The following is an 18,157-nucleotide window of genomic DNA, read 5'->3' on the forward strand; positions in this document are numbered from 1 at the left end:
AGCCTATGGGTGTAAAAAATAAAATTAAAGAATTACGAAAACAACATCATATAACGCAAATTGAAATGGCAAAGGCGATGCAAGTGACGCGGCAGACAATCGTGGCAATTGAGAACCATCACTATAACCCGAGTCTAGAGTTATCCCTAAAAATCGCCAAATATTTTGAGATGAAGGTGGAAGAAATATTTATGCTGGAGTAAGGGGAGAAGAAATGAACGATACTAAAAAGTTGTATATAGCTACTGTCTTAGGATTATGTGGAGGAGACGTTTTAGTTCGGCTAATGGACCCATCTATACCAATGTTACCGCTAATAGTTAGTAACATTTTAGCAATTCTACTTTTAACAGTTTATGTGTATTACAAAAAGCATAAGTACAGAAAAGAAGAAATTCCAGATATAGATGAGCGAGTAAATGAAAATATAAAAAAGTATGTAAATGTCTCATTTATATTCGCGTTTATTCTACTTATAGTTTATATTGTTGCGAGCAAAGGAATAGGAAGAGCTGTTATACCGATTCCAGAAATATTCACTGTATGTAGTTTCTTATTTGCTGGTAGTCTCATCATAGGAGTAATGGCGGGGAAACGAGCATAGCGATAGGAGGAATGAAAATGCAAGATGAGTTTGAGAGATTTCAGTCGGATAAAGCGTTTAAATATTTAGGGTTATTTTTAACAATTAGTTTAGCGGTATGGAGTTTGTACAATTTAATTGTTTATGGAAATGCGGGCATGCCATTTGTTTTATTTGTATTAGGACAGTTTGTTTATTTCTTTGTGAACTATTGGCCGAAATGGAAATATAGAAATCAAAAAGAGGCTGATCATGTATGAGGAAGCGGTTTGTAGGGAGCTTATCTTTAGTGGGGCATCAACGAGTGTATTAGCAACAAGGGAAATCAAATAAATACATAAAGGGGAAACGGGATGGGATTAGCGGTATTATGTGTTGCGACGGCTATATTTGCACTTTTGTGGGGGATGCAAAATTTCTCTCGTAATCCAGTACCAAGTGTATGTATTATGATTGGTGCTGTAGGTTTATCATACTATTTATTAGTTTTAGCCCATTATCATAAAACGGCAACAAGTGTTGTTGTTGGGGCGATTATTTTATTTTGTGGGCGTGCCGTGCAAAAGGGGTTATTTCCATAAAAGCTGTTTATACAAAAGGTATAAACAGCTTTTTGTATTTTTTTTACAAACTACTTGAAGATTACGTTACGTCACCTTTTATAATGAAGGAGAAGAGGTGATGGAGTTGATTTCAATTCAAGAACTAACGAGGGAAACAGGGGTTACAGTAAGGACGCTACGATATTATGATCAAATCGATTTATTAAAGCCGAGTGGGAAAACTGATGGGGGACATCGGTTATATAGCGAGAGAGACGTTGTTCGTTTGCAGCAAATTTTATTTTTAAAAGAAATGGGTTTTTCATTAAAAGAGATTACGAATATGTTAATAACGGATGAGCTCAATTTAAAAGTATCGCTTGAAAAGCAACTTAAGTTTGTACAAGAAGAACAGAAAAAATTTAATCGAATGGAACGTATTTTACAAGCAGTTGTTTATTCAGTAGATGTGGAAGGGGAACTGGATTGGAAAGTTATGTTTGAACTCATTCAGCTTTCGAAACAGTCTCCGCGAATACGTGAGATGTTTCAAAATGAAGTTTTTTCTAGGGGAGAACAAAAGTTGCTTCATAATTTGCCGAACATGAGTGAAGAAGATTCAAATGTTTTAGAGTGGGTAGATTTATTAAAACAATTGCGTAACTTTATGAAAGACGGTAAGGAAGCATCATGTGATGAAGTACAAGGTGCAACAAAGAAACTAATGCAGAAGTGTTTGGAGATGGCAAATGGTGATGAAGCATTTTTAGATAAATTGTGGGAAGTAAGAAAGTCAAAAGAAGATTCACAGAAAATGGGTATGTATCCAATTGAGGAAGAGCTTCTAGTATATATGGATGAGGCTTTTCGTATATATGATGAAAGGGAGAGGGATAAATGAGTATACTCGCAGAATATCGATGGTACTTTTTAATTGGTGCAGAGATTGTATTTTGGCTATCAGCTATTGGATTCTTTTTACTAAGGTATGGATTTCGCTTGAAAAAGGCGAGCATTATTATGGGGATTGTGCTACTCATAAATGAAGTGTTTATTTTAACCTTAGGGGTAGTGGACTATTATCAAACAGGGAAGTTCTCTAATTTTCAAATCATTACGGTAATCATTTTATTATATGCAGTTTTTTATGGAAAAAAGGATTTGAAGAAATTAGATATATATGTACAAAAATTAGTTGCGAGGTGGCGGAATGAACCGGCGCCTATTATCGAAGAACCACTTGAAGTAACAGGCATGGCGCACGCGAAGCAGGAAATAAAAAATTGGGCTTTACATCTTATTTTGTTTGTTGCGGTTCATATATTCTTTTTCTTCATGTATGGGCTTATTCCAGTGGAACAGTGGGGAAATTGGTTAGAGTCAGGAATCGTTTTAAATAAAACAGCAAGCCGTGTAAGCAAAGTATGGGTTATTATTCTTTTAGCGGATACTGCGATTTCATTTTCATATGTTATTTTTCCGAAGAAGGAGAAAGGAAACAAGAAGCTACTTTCATAGAGGAAAGTAGCTTTTTCTAGTATACCAATAGTTTGTATAGGAGAGGATAACAATAGGAAAAAGCACAGGTTTTATATGCTTATTTCTCTTTAGTTTAGTAGCGTGTTCACAACCTAACAATGCAATTGATAAGAAGAATGATGTCGTTGCAAAGGGGGCAGAAATTTCTAATCTAGATAAATTCGAGAAGTTCGTTTGGAATGTGGAACAAGGGAAAGTTGATAAAATAAGAATTGTACAGTATACACATGAAGGTGACCCGATTTTTCAAACGTTACAGCATAGTGAGAAAGATATACTTTATGTGTTAGATAATAGACAAGACCAATTTGCTGGTGACCATAAAGGGTTACATAAAGGTAGTTGTAAAAGGATTGTTAAAGAGCAACGTGAATCAGAAACGGCATATAGGTTAATAGATTGTACGAATGAAAATGGGCGCAATGGATATGACTTATTATATGTACTTAAAAAATAGAGTTAGTAGAGGAAGGAAGTATTTATTCCTTCCTTTTTTATGTATATATTGTCGAAAGTTTTACCGAATATCTGTTCGTTTTTTTAGGTTTTTTATGAGCATTCGTGGTAAAATAATAATACAGATTTTTATGAGGAGGTCGGTTTTTAGTTGGAACATCCATTTGAAATTATCTCAGAGTATTCCCCGCAAGGTGATCAGCCGGGAGCGATAGAGAAGCTTGTAGAGGGAATTAATAGTGGTAAGAAAAAGCAAGTGTTGCTTGGAGCAACAGGAACGGGTAAGACATTTACGATTTCAAATGTCATTAAAGAAGTGCAGAAGCCAACACTTGTAATGGCTCATAATAAAACGTTAGCGGGACAGCTATATAGTGAGTTGAAAGATTTCTTTCCTAACAATTCTGTTGAGTATTTTGTTAGTTATTACGATTATTATCAGCCGGAAGCGTACGTACCACATACGGATACATTTATTGAAAAAGATGCGCAAATTAATGATGAAATCGATAAATTACGTCACTCGGCAACGTCTTCTTTATTTGAACGAGATGATGTTATTATCGTTGCGAGTGTGTCATGCATATACGGTTTAGGTTCACCGGAAGAATACCGCGAGTTAGTTGTTTCACTTCGAGTTGGTATGGAAAAGGACCGTAATCAATTGCTTCGTGAACTTGTTGATGTACAGTATGGACGTAATGATATTGATTTCAAGCGTGGTACATTCCGTGTACGCGGAGATGTAGTTGAAATCTTCCCGGCATCACTCGACGAACATTGTATTCGAATTGAATTTTTCGGTGATGAAATAGATCGTATTCGAGAAGTAAATGCATTAACGGGTGAAGTATTAGCAGAACGTGATCATGTAGCAATCTTCCCGGCATCTCACTTCGTTACACGTGAAGAAAAGCTGAAGGTCGCTATTGAAAATATTGAAAAAGAATTAGAAGAACGTTTAAAAGAATTAAATGATAACGGTAAGTTGTTAGAGGCGCAGCGTATAGAACAGCGAACACGTTATGATTTAGAAATGATGCGAGAGATGGGCTTTTGTTCAGGGATTGAAAACTATTCCCGTCAATTAACACTTCGTCCAGCAGGTTCAACACCATATACACTGTTAGACTATTTTCCAGAAGATTTTTTAATTGTTATGGATGAGTCGCACGTATCGGTGCCGCAAGTAAGAGCGATGTATAACGGAGACCAAGCGCGTAAGCAAGTACTTGTAGATCATGGATTCCGTCTGCCATCAGCTTTAGATAATAGACCGCTCACGTTTGATGAGTTTGAAGAGAAAACGAATCAAGTTATTTACGTTTCGGCAACGCCAGGACCATACGAGTTAGAGCAATCACCAGAAGTAATAGAACAAATTATTCGTCCAACAGGTCTGTTAGATCCACCAATTGATATACGACCAATTGAAGGGCAAATTGATGACTTGTTAGGAGAAATTCAAGATCGTATTTTGAAAAATGAACGTGTATTAATTACGACTTTAACGAAAAAAATGTCAGAGGATTTAACGGATTACTTGAAAGATGTAGGAATTAAGGTGAACTATCTTCACTCTGAAATTAAAACGTTAGAACGTATTGAAATTATCCGGGACCTTCGCCTTGGTAAATTTGATGTACTTGTCGGTATTAACTTATTGCGAGAAGGATTAGATATTCCAGAAGTATCACTTGTAGCTATTTTAGATGCTGATAAGGAAGGATTCCTACGTTCAGAGCGTTCATTAATTCAAACAATTGGTCGTGCGGCACGTAATGCAAACGGCCGCGTTATTATGTACGCAGATCGCATAACAAGATCAATGGGAATTGCAATTGAAGAAACACAGCGTCGTCGTAGTATACAAGAAGCTTACAATGAGGAGCATGGTATTACGCCGAAAACGATTCAAAAAGGAGTACGTGACGTTATTCGCGCGACAACAGCAGCTGAGGATACGGAAACATATGAAGCAACACCAGCTAAGAAGATGACGAAAAAAGAACGCGAAAATACAATTGCGAAGATGGAAGCAGAGATGAAGGAAGCAGCAAAAGCGTTAGACTTCGAGCGTGCAGCTGAACTAAGAGATTTACTATTAGAATTAAAGGCGGAAGGGTGAAAAGAGTGAGCATGAGCAAGGATTTTATTGTTGTAAAAGGTGCCAGAGCACATAACTTGAAAAATATTGATGTAACCATTCCAAGAAATCAGCTTGTTGTTGTAACGGGATTGTCTGGTTCAGGGAAATCATCGTTAGCATTCGATACGATTTATGCAGAAGGGCAGCGCAGATACGTAGAATCGTTATCTGCGTATGCACGTCAGTTTTTAGGGCAAATGGATAAACCTGATGTGGATACGATCGAAGGATTGTCACCAGCGATTTCGATCGATCAAAAAACGACGAGTCGTAATCCGCGTTCAACTGTCGGAACAGTGACGGAGATTTATGATTATTTACGTTTATTATTTGCGCGAATTGGTACGCCAATTTGTCCGAATCATGGAATTGAAATTACATCGCAAACAGTAGAACAGATGGTAGACCGTGTTCTTGAATATCCTGAACGTACGAAATTACAAGTGTTAGCTCCTATCGTGTCAGGACGCAAAGGTGCACATGTAAAAGTGCTTGAAGATATTAAGAAGCAAGGTTATGTTCGTGTACGTGTCAATGGTGAAATGCTTGATGTATCTGAAGAGATTACGTTAGACAAAAATAAGAAGCATTCTATAGAAGTTGTAATTGACCGTATTGTTGTAAAAGAAGGAATTGCGAGTCGTCTTGCAGATTCACTCGAAAGTGCTTTAAAGCTTGGCGGGGGCCGAGTTTTAATCGACGTTATGGGAGAAGAAGAACTTCTCTTTAGTGAGCATCACGCATGTCCACATTGTGGTTTTTCAATTGGTGAATTAGAGCCGCGTATGTTCTCGTTCAACAGTCCGTTCGGCGCATGTCCTTCTTGTGATGGACTTGGCTCAAAGCTAGAAGTAGATTTAGAGCTTGTTATTCCGAATTGGGATGTATCATTAAATGAACATGCGATTGCTCCGTGGGAACCGACAAGTTCACAATATTACCCGCAACTTTTACAATCTGTATGTAATCACTACGGCGTTGATATGGATACGCCTGTGAAAGATATACCGAAAGATTTATTTGATAAAGTATTGTACGGAAGCGGGGAAGAGAAAGTTTATTTCCGCTATGTGAATGAATTTGGTCAAGTAAAGGAAAATGAGATTTTATTTGAAGGTGTTATTCCGAATATCGAGCGTCGTTATCGTGAGACGAGTTCTGATTATGTTCGTGAGCAAATGGAGAAATATATGGCAGAGCAAGCTTGTCCGAAGTGTAAAGGCGGACGCTTAAAGCCTGAGAGTTTAGCTGTTTTCGTTGGGGATAAAACGATCGCCGATGTTACAAAGTATTCTGTTCAAGAAGTACAGGAATTCTTCTCGAATGTTGAGTTAACGGAGAAACAACAAAAAATTGCTCATTTAATTTTAAGAGAAATTCAGGAGCGCGTTGGATTCTTAGTGAACGTTGGTTTAGATTATTTAACGTTAAGTCGTGCTGCAGGAACTTTATCAGGTGGTGAGGCGCAGCGTATTCGTTTAGCGACACAAATTGGTTCTCGTCTTACGGGTGTGCTTTACATTCTTGATGAGCCTTCTATCGGTTTGCATCAACGTGATAATGATCGTCTTATTCGTACATTGCAGGAAATGCGTGATTTAGGAAATACGTTAATTGTCGTTGAGCATGATGAAGATACGATGATGGCTGCTGATTATTTACTTGATATCGGACCGGGTGCAGGTATTCACGGTGGTCAAGTTGTATCAGCGGGTACACCAGCTGAAGTGATGCAAGACGAAAATTCATTAACTGGGAAATATTTAAGCGGTAAAGAGTTCATTCCAGTACCACTTGAAAGACGTAAAGGTGACGGACGTAAAGTGGAGATCGTCGGTGCGAAAGAAAACAACTTGAAAAACGCGAAAATGTCATTCCCTCTAGGTACATTTGTAGCGGTAACAGGTGTATCTGGATCTGGAAAAAGTACGATGATTAATGAAGTGTTATATAAAGCGTTAGCTCAAAAGCTATATAAAGCAAAAGCGAAGCCAGGGGCTCATAAAGAAATTAAGGGTCTTGAGCAGTTAGATAAAGTTATTGATATTGATCAATCACCAATCGGGCGTACACCACGTTCCAACCCAGCTACGTATACAGGTGTATTCGATGATATTCGTGATGTGTTTGCGCAAACGAATGAAGCGAAAGTGCGCGGATATCAAAAGGGACGTTTTAGCTTTAACGTAAAAGGTGGCCGTTGTGAAGCGTGCCGCGGTGATGGAATTATAAAAATCGAAATGCATTTCTTACCAGACGTGTATGTACCGTGCGAAGTTTGTCACGGTAAACGCTACAACCGTGAAACGTTGGAAGTTAAATATAAAGATAAGAACATTTCTGAAGTATTAGCAATGACGATTGAAGATGGGGTAGAGTTCTTTGCTAATATCCCGAAAATTAAGCGTAAACTTCAAACGCTTGTAGATGTAGGGCTTGGTTATATGAAATTAGGGCAACCAGCTACAACGTTATCAGGTGGCGAGGCGCAACGTGTGAAATTAGCTTCTGAATTGCACCGTCGTTCTACAGGGCGTACATTATACATTTTAGATGAGCCAACGACTGGCTTACATGCCCATGATATTGCGCGTCTTCTAGAAGTGTTGCAACGTCTTGTTGAGAGTGGCGAGACAGTACTTGTAATTGAGCATAATTTAGATGTTATTAAAACAGCTGATTATATCATTGACCTTGGACCAGAAGGCGGGGACAAAGGCGGACAAATCGTTGCTTCCGGAACGCCAGAGCAAGTAGTGAAAGAAGAGCGCTCGTATACAGGTAAGTATTTAAAAGAGATTTTAGATCGTGATAAAGCAAGAATGAAAGAGAAAATAAAAGAAGTAGAGTTATCGCAATAAGTTTATAGATGAAAACCGAGTGGAAATGACACTCGGTTTTTATTTCACTAAGGAAAATTGGTAAGGTTGTTAGTAGGTATACGAGTATAAAGAATAGAATAAATTGGTATAAGAGTTTGTATGATACTTGCGTTTCTTATCTATTAGCGTATGATGAAATATATATGTCAAAAGGATGTGTAAAGAAATGAGATGGATTGTATCACTTCTTGTAAATAGCGTTGTGTTAATCGCTGTGTCAGGACTTTTAAAAGGGGTTGCACCAGACGCATTTTACATAGCAAATATACAAACTGCAATTATTGCGAGTATTATATTGGCGATTTTAAACGTATTTGTAAAGCCACTTTTAATTTTAATTACGCTACCAATTACTGTTGTAACTTTCGGTTTCTTCTTAATTGTTATTAATGCGATTACGTTAAAAATGGCAGATTCATTATTAGGAGATGCTTTTAATATATCAGGATTTGGTGTAGCGATTATTGCGGCAATTTGTATTTCGATTTTTAATATGATAATTGAAAAGGCAATTGTTGAACCGTTATATGAAAAAAAGAGAAAATGACAAAAAGAAAAACATTTCATGATTCGTATGAAATGTTTTTTTCTATTTATTAGAAACCGTATTTCTTGTTTCCAGAAAAAAATGGTACAATATCCGGTAGAATGGAATTTTACATCAAATGAGACTGAACCCGCAGCGGAGTGGAGGTTTATACATATGCCAAAAGTAAGGACAAAAGATTTAATTGAACAATTTCAATTGGAGTTAGTAAGTGGTGAAGAAGGAATTCATCGTCCAATTGATACAAGTGATTTATCACGACCTGGAATTGAAATGGCAGGATTTTTTACATATTATCCAGCTGATCGTGTACAGCTTCTTGGAAAAACAGAGCTTACGTTCTTTGATACGTTAACGACAGAGCAAAAGCAAGAGAGAATGAAAGCGCTTTGTACTGAAGAAACGCCTTGTATTATTGTAACTCGTAATCAAGATGTACCGGATGAGTTATTACAAGCATCACGTGAATCAGGCGTGCCTTTATTACGTTCTGCTCAAACGACGACGAGATTATCAAGTCGTTTAACAAACTACTTAGAAGGTAAGTTAGCGCCAACAACAGCTGTTCATGGTGTGTTAGTAGATATTTATGGCGTTGGTGTTTTAATTACAGGTCAAAGTGGTGTCGGGAAAAGTGAGACAGCGCTTGAACTTGTAAAGCGCGGTCACCGCCTTGTTGCGGATGATAGCGTAGAAATTCGTCAAGAAGATGAAGACACATTAGTAGGAAGCTCACCTGATTTAATTGAGCATTTATTAGAAATTCGTGGTCTAGGTATCATTAACGTAATGACGTTATTCGGTGCAGGGGCAGTAAGAAATTATAAACGTATTACACTTGTTATTAATCTTGAAATTTGGGATCAAAAGAAAAATTATGATCGCTTAGGTCTTGATGAAGAGAAGATGAAGATTATTGATACAGAACTTACGAAGATTACACTTCCAGTTCGTCCTGGTCGAAACTTGGCTGTTATTATTGAAGTAGCAGCGATGAACTTCAGATTGAAACGTATGGGAGTCAATGCGGCACAGCAGTTCTCTGAACGATTAATGAGTGCGATTGAGTTAGGAAATCAAGAGTAGACTCTGGAGAGGGAGGTCATACATATGCTGTTAGGTTCCGTACCACAGCTTGACCGTGTAGCAATTCAGCTCGGACCGTTCCCTGTTTATTGGTATGGGGTTATTATCGGTACAGGTGTGCTATTAGGTCTTTGGCTAGCGACTCGCGAGGGAGAAAGGCTTGGTATTCACAAAGATACATTTATCGATCTTGTATTAATTGCAGTACCAATTGCGATTCTTTTTGCGAGAATGTATTATGTCATTTTTGAATGGGAATATTATTCGCAAAATCCGAGTCAAATTATTAATACTCGTCAAGGTGGTTTGGCGATTCATGGTGGTTTAATCGGGGCTGTTATTACAGGGATTCTTTTTGCGAAACGACGCGGGCTTTCATTCTGGAAGTTAGCGGATATTGCTGCGCCAAGTATTTTACTAGGACAAGCAATTGGCCGATGGGGAAACTTTATGAACCAAGAGGCACATGGTGATGAAGTAACGAGACAGTTTTTAGAAGGTCTTCATTTACCAGATTTTATTATTAATCAAATGTACATTGATGGTGTGTATTATCACCCAACGTTTTTATATGAATCATTATGGAACTTTGCAGGTGTTATTTTACTACTCGCGTTACGAAAAGTGAATTTACGCCGCGGGGAACTATTCTTCACATATTTAATTTGGTATTCAGTGGGACGCTTCTTCGTAGAAGGTTTGCGTACAGATAGTTTAATGTTAGGACCACTTCGTATTGCACAAGTAATGTCTATTGGAATTGTTGTTATTTCTATCATTTTCATTATTGTGAGACGAAAGATGGGGCAAGCTGATAAAAGATATTTAGAAAATTAGAGAAAAGTAGCATCTTATATAAGATGCTGCTTCTTTCATATTCAGGTAATGAAAGGATTAAGGACGATGAAAATAAATACAGTGTTATTTGATTTAGATGGAACGTTAATTAATACAAATGAACTTATTATCTCTTCTTTTTTGCATACGTTACATACATATTATCCAAATCAATATAAGCGTGAAGATGTATTGGCATTTATCGGTCCATCTTTGCATGACACTTTTAGTAAGATGGATACAAGTAAGGTTGAAGAAATGATTGCATGTTATCGCCAATTTAATCATGAGCATCATGATGAATTAGTGGAAGAATATGAGACTGTATATGAAACTGTTCAAGAATTGAAGAAGCAAGGCTATAAAATCGGTATCGTTACAACGAAAGCGAGACAGACGGTTGAAATGGGATTAAAGCTTTCAAAACTTGATCAATTTTTTGATGTTGTCGTGACGATTGATGATGTGGAACATGTGAAACCACATCCAGAACCACTTCAAAAAGCATTGAAATTATTAGATGCAAAACCAGAAGAAACATTGATGGTTGGTGATAATCATCATGATATCGTCGGTGGACAAAATGCAGGTACGAAAACAGTAGCGGTTTCATGGACATTGAAAGGTAGAGCGTATTTAGAAGCGTATAAACCAGATTATGTGCTAGATAAAATGAGTGATTTACTACCGATTTTATCTAGTATAAACCGCTCATAAAGGTCCAAGTAAGCAAGTAGGGGATATGTTTCTCTACTAACTTCAAGTTTCACTTTTTTTAATAGAGGAGAGAGTTAAGTGCGACGGACAACGCGCTATCCTGTTTCAGGAGAAAATTCATTGTGGAATGTGTATAAAACAGTTTCTTTTTGGAAGGTAATGAAAAACTTTATTATTATCCAAATCGCACGTTACACGCCCGTTTTATCCGTGAAGAATTGGTTGTATCGCACGTTTTTGCGGATGGAGGTAGGAAAGAAAACGTCGTTTGCACTTATGGTAATGCCAGATATTATGTTTCCAGAAAAGATTACTGTGGGAGACAATTCAATTATCGGCTATAATACAACGCTTTTAGCGCATGAATATTTAATTCGTGAGTATCGACTCGGAGAAATCATCATAGGGAATGAAGTTATGATTGGAGCGAATACGACAATTTTACCAGGTGTAACGATTGGAGATGGTGCTATTGTTTCTGCTGGCACACTTGTCCATAAAGATGTACCAGAGGGCGCTTTCGTAGGCGGAAATCCGATGCGTATTATTTATACGAAAGAGGAAATGGCCACTAGAGAAGGTTGATGTTAAAAATGTAACATTTCCCTTCTCTTTTTATGAATAAAAAGGAAATAATTGATTATAATATACTGTTTTGTTTTTTACGGAATCGTTTATACTTATAGATAGAAGAATGTGTGAACGAAGAAAACAAAAAACTGGAGGATATATGGGGAAAAATCAAAGAATATATAAGGAGAACGGACAAGTTATCTCTTTTAATCAATTAGCGGACTTCTTTTATAAAAAAGGGATGAGGGCTTATAAAGGGCAAAAATTGCAAGATGCAATTAAATATTTTCGAAGAGCGGCACAAAGCGAGAAGGAGCCGTTTATTTTATGCCAACTAGCAATAGCATTATCTGAATCTGGTGAATATCAAGAGTCGAATCAGATATTTCTAAAGCTTGTTAGATCCAATCCTGAACTTGAGCAATGCTATTATTTTATTGCAAATAATTATGCATATATGGGCTTGTTTCAACAGGCGAAGAAGTATGCAGAGCAATATTTAGAAGTTGCGGAAGAGAAGGAATTTGTAGAAGATACGTTAGATTTGCTTGAGATTATGGAAGAAGAAGCAATGGGTGCGGAAGAGATTGAAGATGAAGATGAGTTAATTGTTATGCAGGAAGAAGCGAACCGCTACATTCGTAACGGACAATTAGAAGAGGCGATTGCTACACTAGAAGTTGTTACGAAAGAATATCCAGAATTTTGGTCGGGTCATAATAATTTAGCGATTGCACATTTCCAATCAGGTAATGTAGATCAAGCGCTTAAGTTAACAGAAATGATCCTAGAGGGAAATCCTGGTAACATTCATGCGCTTTGTAATACGCTTATTTTTCTATATTCAATTGGAGAACATAAACAAGTAGAAGCATTAGCGGGACAGCTCGTTTCAGTATATCCGATTTCATTTGAACATCGTTTGAAACTTGCAACGACGCTTGCAACAATTGGTCATTTCGAGTGTGCCTATAAATGGTTCAAAGTATTAAAGCGTCAAGGATACGAGGGAGACGTTAGTTTTTATTATTGGTTTGCATATTCTGCCTATATGATGAAAGACCAGCAAGTGGCTGAAAAAATGTGGCAACATGTTGTAGAATTGCATCCTGATAAAAAAGGAAAAGAACCGTGGAATGCACTGAATTTAGCAGATGAAGGACAAAATCTTTTATTTGAAGAGTTACGAAAATCATTTCAGAAAAGTACAACGCTAGAAGAGAAGATGCTAGCTTTATATTTAATGAATGAGTTGTCAACACCAGAGAAGGTTGGATTCTTCTTTGATGTAACGCAAGCGAAAAATGGTGTTCCAATCGTATCGCAGCTTGCAAAATATTTCTTTTTACTTAATAGTCATAAAAGCATCCCAGCTGATTTACAGCAATTTGAACAGTGCGTACGAATTGCGGATGCATTATACAATTATACGAAAAAAGACGATGAATTAATCGAAGAGTGTTTAAACTTTTGGTTTTGTACGTTCATACGTTTATATACATCGGGAGCGACTTTTACAAATGTGTACGGTTGGTCAGCGGCAATTGAATACATTGTGCGCGGCGAACAAAGAAATAAGATGACACAGGCAGAGCTTGGTGATGTATATAATGTATCTGTAGCAACTGTACGAAAGTATGTGCAGGCTGTTAAGCGCACGCACACGTAGGATAGGCAAATCATTGGGAAAAAAGTGATGCTAACAGTATAATGAGGGTAACTTAATGTGTATGAATGAATGGGAGTGAATAGTGTGTCAGAAGAAAAAATTTATGATGTCATTATTATTGGTGCAGGACCAGCTGGTATGACAGCTGCGGTATATACATCTCGTGCGAATTTAAGCACATTGATGCTTGAGCGTGGGATTCCAGGTGGACAAATGGCAAATACAGAAGATGTAGAGAACTATCCAGGTTATGAGTCTATTTTAGGACCAGACTTATCAAATAAAATGTTTGAGCATGCGAAGAAATTTGGTGCTGAATATGCATACGGTGATGTAAAAGAAATTATCGATGGTAAAGAGTACAAAACAATTATTGCTGGTAAAAAAGAATATAAAACACGTGCAATTATCGTTGCAAGCGGTGCAGAGTATAAAAAGATTGGTGTGCCAGGTGAAGCAGAACTTGGGGGCCGCGGTGTATCATATTGTGCAGTATGTGATGGTGCATTCTTTAAAGGTAAAGAACTTGTTGTTATTGGCGGCGGAGATTCTGCTGTTGAAGAGGGTGTGTTCTTAACACGCTTCGCATCAAAAGTAACGATCGTTCACCGTCGTGACACTCTTCGTGCACAGAAAATTTTACAAGATCGTGCTTTCCAAAATGAGAAAGTGGATTTCATTTGGAATCACACGATTAAAGAAATTAACGATGCAAATGGTAAAGTAGGAAGCGTAACACTTGTAGATGTAAACAGTGGAGAAGAACAAGAAGTTAAAACTGACGGTGTTTTCGTATACATCGGTATGTTACCATTATCAAAACCGTTTGTTGAGTTAGGTATTACAAATGAAAATGGTTATGTTGAAACGAACGAGCGCATGGAAACGAAAGTTCCTGGTATTTTCGCAGCTGGTGATGTTCGTGAAAAAATGCTTCGTCAAATTGTAACTGCAACAGGCGATGGTAGTATTGCAGCGCAGAGTGCACAGCACTACGTAGAAGAGTTATTAGAAGGATTAAAAACTGTAACAGAAAAATAAGGGGATTTTTCCTTTTGAGAAGAAAGCTACCGATAGGGGCTTTCTTCTTTTTTTGTGTAAATGTCAAAGTTTTGTCAAAAATAAGTAGGATTATAAGCTTTCTTATTGATATACTGGACTTTACGGAAAAATCACTATAAGAAATGAGGAATTTATTCAGTATGGAATGGCGTAATATATATCGTGGGTTTTGTATGGGCGTTAGTGATTTAATTCCTGGTGTGAGCGGCGGTACAATCGCTGTTGTGTTAGGGATTTATGAACAATTGCTTGCGGCAATTAGCGGGTTCTTTAGTCGTGAATGGAAAAAACATTTAGGATTTTTAATTCCCCTTGCTGCTGGTGTAGCGGCAGCGTTTTTGACGCTAAGTCATGTTATTAAATATTTACTTGCAAATCATTATGAACCGACTCAATTTTTCTTCCTCGGTTTAATTATTAGTATATTACCGGTGTTAATGAGGGAAGCTGATGCAAAGGCGTCGTTTAAAGGTAAGCACATTGTTTTATTAATAGTTGCAGCAATTCTTGTTGCAATAACAGCGTTCTTTAAGCCAGATAAGGCAGCAGATCCAATTACGACGTTAACAATTTTAAATGCAATTGGTTTGTTTTTCGCAGGATGGATGGCTAGTATGGCTATGCTTCTTCCTGGAATTAGCGGATCGTTTATTTTATTAATTATTGGTGTGTACCCGACAGCAATTAACGCTTTAACTACACTCAATTTACCGTTAATCGCGGTTATTGGTGCCGGCGTTATGGTTGGGTTTGTTGTAAGTAGTAAAGGAATTAGCTTTTTATTAGATCGTTATAAAAGTATGACATTTGCGGCAATTATTGGACTTGTTATCGGTTCAATTGTCATTGTGTTCCCTGGCATTCCGACTGGTGGAATTTCAATTGTAAGTTCAATTATTACTTTTATTTTAGGATTTGCGGTTGTTACTTATTTCGGTAAGAAATAAGGATTTTTTGTCCCCTTAACGGTAAAAACGTTAAGGGGATTTTTATGTGCTATTCATGGGAAGTAAGGCATTTTGATTGCTTGTTATAGAAAAAATTTTTACAATTGCTTAGCGAAAGGGGACTGGCACCTTCGTTGTAGCAAACTGTTTTTGATAGTATAATGAAATGAGTATGCAGTGAGAAATTTTGCTGCAAGTAGCTGAGGTGAAGAAACATGCAAAGAGTGACAAACTGTGTGTTAATTAGAGATAATGAAGTACTCTTACTCCAAAAACCTCGCCGAAATTGGTGGGTTGCACCAGGCGGAAAGATGGAGCGTGGTGAGACGGTAAGAGATTCCGTTGTTCGCGAGTATCGTGAAGAAACAGGTATTTATTTAAAGAACCCAGCATTAAAAGGGGTCTTCACCTTTGTCATCCAAGAAGGTGATAAGGTTGTTTCTGAATGGATGATGTTCTCCTTTTTAGCAACAGATTTTGCAGGAGAAAACAAATTAGAGAGCGAAGAAGGCATCATTGGTTGGCATACATTTGATAAAATTGATGATTTAGCAATGGCACCAGGAGATTATCACATTATTGATTATTTAATTAAAGGGAATGGTATAATCTACGGTACATTTGTATATACCCCAGATTTTGAGTTGCTTTCATATCGATTAGATCCGAGTTAAACCTGCAAGGAGAGGATACGATGACAGAGAATAATGATATAAAAATGGTAATTATTACAGGGATGTCTGGAGCTGGAAAAACGGTAGCGTTACAAAGTTTTGAAGATTTAGGATATTTTTGTGTAGATAATTTACCACCAATGTTATTGCCGAAGTTTATTGAACTTATGGCGGATTCAAAAGGTAAAATGAATAAAGTGGCACTCGGTATTGATTTACGTGGCCGAGAGTTTTTTGAGTATTTATGGGGAGCACTTGATGATTTATCAGAACGCACATGGATTATCCCTCATATTTTATTTTTAGATGCGAAAGATAGCACGCTTGTAACTCGTTATAAAGAAACGAGACGTTCGCATCCACTTGCGCCAACTGGCTTGCCGTTAAAGGGGATTGAAGCTGAGCGCGGTTTATTAACTGATATGAAGGCGCGAGCGAATATTGTGCTTGATACATCAGATTTGAAACCGAAAGAATTAAGAGAAAAAATTGTTCACATATTCTCAACAGAAACTGAGCAAGCGTTCCGTGTAAATGTTATGTCATTTGGATTTAAGTACGGAATTCCAATTGATGCTGATTTAGTATTTGATGTTCGTTTTTTACCAAATCCATACTACATTCCACATATGAAGCCATTAACAGGACTGGATGAAGAAGTTTCGTCGTATGTGCTGAAATTTAATGAGACACATAAGTTTTTAGAGAAATTGACGGATCTTATTACTTTCATGCTGCCTCATTATAAAAGAGAAGGTAAGAGTCAACTTGTAATTGCGATTGGATGTACAGGGGGACAACATCGTTCTGTTACGCTTACAGAGTACCTTGGGAAACATTTGAAACCAGAGTATAGCGTTCATGTATCTCATCGTGATGTGGAGAAGAGAAAGGGCCATTAAGGGATGAAAATAGAGAGAAAACCTAAAATTGTCATCATGGGAGGAGGAACTGGACTTTCTGTTTTATTAAGAGGATTAAAACAATATCCTGTTGATATTACGGCAGTTGTAACAGTAGCCGATGATGGAGGCAGTTCAGGTAGACTACGTGATGAGCTAGAAATTCCACCCCCAGGTGATATTCGTAACGTACTTGTTGCGTTATCGGATGTAGAACCATTAGTGGAAGCTTTATTCCAGCACCGTTTTACAACTGGAGACGGACTGAAAGGTCATGCGTTAGGAAATTTATTATTGGCAGGTATGACTTCGATTACAGGAGACTTTTACCACGCGATTACGGAGACAAGTAAAGTATTAAATGTCAGAGGACGTGTATTGCCAGCAGCGAATCAAAGTGCGGTACTTCATGCAGAGTTAGAAGATGGGGAGATTGTAACAGGTGAATCAAAGATCCCTTATTTCGGGAAGAAGATTAATCGTGTCTTTTTAACTCCAGAAGATGTAGAACCGCTATATGAAACGTTGATGGAAATTAAACGGGCTGATTTACTTGTTTTCGGTCCAGGAAGTCTGTACACGAGTATATTACCGAATTTAGTTGTTAATAAAATTGGGGACGCTGTTCTTGCTGCAAAAGCGAAGAAGGTATATGTGTGTAATGTTATGACGCAAGCGGGTGAAACGATGGGGTATACTGCGTTCGATCATGTGCAGGCGTTACATGATCATTTAGGTAAACCATTTATCGACACTGCAATTGTAAATAATCGTGATATTCCTTGTGAATTACGTAAGTTATATGAGGAAGAAATGTCGGGACCAGTTGTAGTGGATACAGATCGTTTTGCTGCAAATAATATCGAAATCATTCAAGATCAATTAGCGAAGTATGATGAGCGTGTTGTAAGACATGATACATTAAAGTTAGCTTCGATTTTATATTCACTGCTATAAATGTGCGTTGCCTCGTTTGAGGTAACGCTCCTCAT

Annotated in this window: 20 protein-coding genes; all 20 read left to right on the plus strand. The window is 37.5% G+C overall.

What is annotated here, in order from left to right:
• Positions 1-5: 5 nt before the first annotated feature.
• The 20 genes from ACP6L7_RS30090 (at position 6) to ACP6L7_RS30185 (ending at position 18,122) form a co-directional block, all read left to right on the plus strand.
• Positions 6-203: a helix-turn-helix transcriptional regulator gene (locus ACP6L7_RS30090; protein ID WP_097832356.1), complete on the plus strand. Its 198-nt coding sequence runs from the start codon at positions 6-8 to the stop codon at positions 201-203.
• 11 nt (positions 204-214) lie between these two features.
• On the plus strand, positions 215-604 hold the full coding sequence (locus tag ACP6L7_RS30095) for a hypothetical protein (RefSeq protein WP_097832355.1): 390 nt from the start codon (positions 215-217) through the stop codon (positions 602-604).
• Positions 605-621: 17 nt separating this feature from the next.
• Positions 622-843: a hypothetical protein gene (locus tag ACP6L7_RS30100; RefSeq protein WP_001150195.1), complete on the plus strand. Its 222-nt coding sequence runs from the start codon at positions 622-624 to the stop codon at positions 841-843.
• 93 nt (positions 844-936) lie between these two features.
• Positions 937-1,164: a hypothetical protein gene (locus ACP6L7_RS30105; RefSeq protein ID WP_097832353.1), complete on the plus strand. Its 228-nt coding sequence runs from the start codon at positions 937-939 to the stop codon at positions 1,162-1,164.
• A gap of 100 nt (positions 1,165-1,264) precedes the next feature.
• Positions 1,265-2,026: a MerR family transcriptional regulator gene (locus tag ACP6L7_RS30110; protein ID WP_264448413.1), complete on the plus strand. Its 762-nt coding sequence runs from the start codon at positions 1,265-1,267 to the stop codon at positions 2,024-2,026.
• Positions 2,023-2,643: a hypothetical protein gene (locus ACP6L7_RS30115; RefSeq protein WP_264448412.1), complete on the plus strand. Its 621-nt coding sequence runs from the start codon at positions 2,023-2,025 to the stop codon at positions 2,641-2,643. Before ACP6L7_RS30110 ends, ACP6L7_RS30115 begins: the two co-directional genes overlap by 4 nt.
• A gap of 46 nt (positions 2,644-2,689) precedes the next feature.
• Positions 2,690-3,121, plus strand: a complete 432-nt coding sequence (locus ACP6L7_RS30120) for a DUF4362 domain-containing protein (protein ID WP_264449086.1) — start codon at positions 2,690-2,692, stop codon at positions 3,119-3,121.
• 150 nt (positions 3,122-3,271) lie between these two features.
• A complete protein-coding gene (gene uvrB, locus ACP6L7_RS30125; RefSeq protein WP_264448411.1) occupies positions 3,272-5,248 on the plus strand; it encodes an excinuclease ABC subunit B in 1,977 nt (658 codons plus the stop codon).
• An 11-nt stretch (positions 5,249-5,259) separates the two neighbouring features.
• Positions 5,260-8,130 (plus strand): excinuclease ABC subunit UvrA, encoded by a 2,871-nt coding sequence (gene uvrA, locus ACP6L7_RS30130; protein WP_430529648.1) that lies wholly within the window; start codon positions 5,260-5,262, stop codon positions 8,128-8,130.
• Positions 8,131-8,317: 187 nt separating this feature from the next.
• Entirely contained in the window at positions 8,318-8,698 is a 381-nt protein-coding gene (locus ACP6L7_RS30135) for a phage holin family protein (protein WP_264448410.1), read from the plus strand.
• A gap of 156 nt (positions 8,699-8,854) precedes the next feature.
• On the plus strand, positions 8,855-9,784 hold the full coding sequence (gene hprK / locus ACP6L7_RS30140) for an HPr(Ser) kinase/phosphatase (RefSeq protein ID WP_002016091.1): 930 nt from the start codon (positions 8,855-8,857) through the stop codon (positions 9,782-9,784).
• A 24-nt stretch (positions 9,785-9,808) separates the two neighbouring features.
• A complete protein-coding gene (gene lgt / locus ACP6L7_RS30145; RefSeq protein WP_430529616.1) occupies positions 9,809-10,621 on the plus strand; it encodes a prolipoprotein diacylglyceryl transferase in 813 nt (270 codons plus the stop codon).
• Positions 10,622-10,687: 66 nt separating this feature from the next.
• Positions 10,688-11,338 carry a pyrophosphatase PpaX gene (ppaX, locus tag ACP6L7_RS30150; RefSeq protein ID WP_097832346.1) on the plus strand — a complete coding sequence of 217 codons (651 nt, stop codon included), beginning with the start codon at positions 10,688-10,690 and terminating at the stop codon, positions 11,336-11,338.
• 78 nt (positions 11,339-11,416) lie between these two features.
• Complete coding sequence (locus ACP6L7_RS30155; protein WP_071748026.1) at positions 11,417-11,923, plus strand: acyltransferase; 507 nt, start codon at positions 11,417-11,419, stop codon at positions 11,921-11,923.
• A 145-nt stretch (positions 11,924-12,068) separates the two neighbouring features.
• On the plus strand, positions 12,069-13,580 hold the full coding sequence (locus ACP6L7_RS30160; protein ID WP_264448409.1) for a tetratricopeptide repeat protein: 1,512 nt from the start codon (positions 12,069-12,071) through the stop codon (positions 13,578-13,580).
• Positions 13,581-13,664: 84 nt separating this feature from the next.
• Entirely contained in the window at positions 13,665-14,621 is a 957-nt protein-coding gene (trxB, locus tag ACP6L7_RS30165; RefSeq protein ID WP_044738134.1) for a thioredoxin-disulfide reductase, read from the plus strand.
• 161 nt (positions 14,622-14,782) lie between these two features.
• A complete protein-coding gene (locus ACP6L7_RS30170) occupies positions 14,783-15,589 on the plus strand; it encodes a DUF368 domain-containing protein (RefSeq protein ID WP_097832344.1) in 807 nt (268 codons plus the stop codon).
• A gap of 215 nt (positions 15,590-15,804) precedes the next feature.
• Positions 15,805-16,263 carry an NUDIX hydrolase gene (locus ACP6L7_RS30175; protein ID WP_001190080.1) on the plus strand — a complete coding sequence of 153 codons (459 nt, stop codon included), beginning with the start codon at positions 15,805-15,807 and terminating at the stop codon, positions 16,261-16,263.
• 20 nt (positions 16,264-16,283) lie between these two features.
• On the plus strand, positions 16,284-17,165 hold the full coding sequence (gene rapZ, locus ACP6L7_RS30180; RefSeq protein ID WP_000138460.1) for an RNase adapter RapZ: 882 nt from the start codon (positions 16,284-16,286) through the stop codon (positions 17,163-17,165).
• Between the two features lie 3 nt (positions 17,166-17,168).
• Complete coding sequence (locus ACP6L7_RS30185; protein ID WP_097832343.1) at positions 17,169-18,122, plus strand: gluconeogenesis factor YvcK family protein; 954 nt, start codon at positions 17,169-17,171, stop codon at positions 18,120-18,122.
• Positions 18,123-18,157 lie beyond the last annotated feature (35 nt).

It is taken from the genome of Bacillus silvicola, assembly GCF_050524305.1.
Lineage (GTDB): Bacteria > Bacillota > Bacilli > Bacillales > Bacillaceae_G > Bacillus_A > Bacillus_A cereus_AT.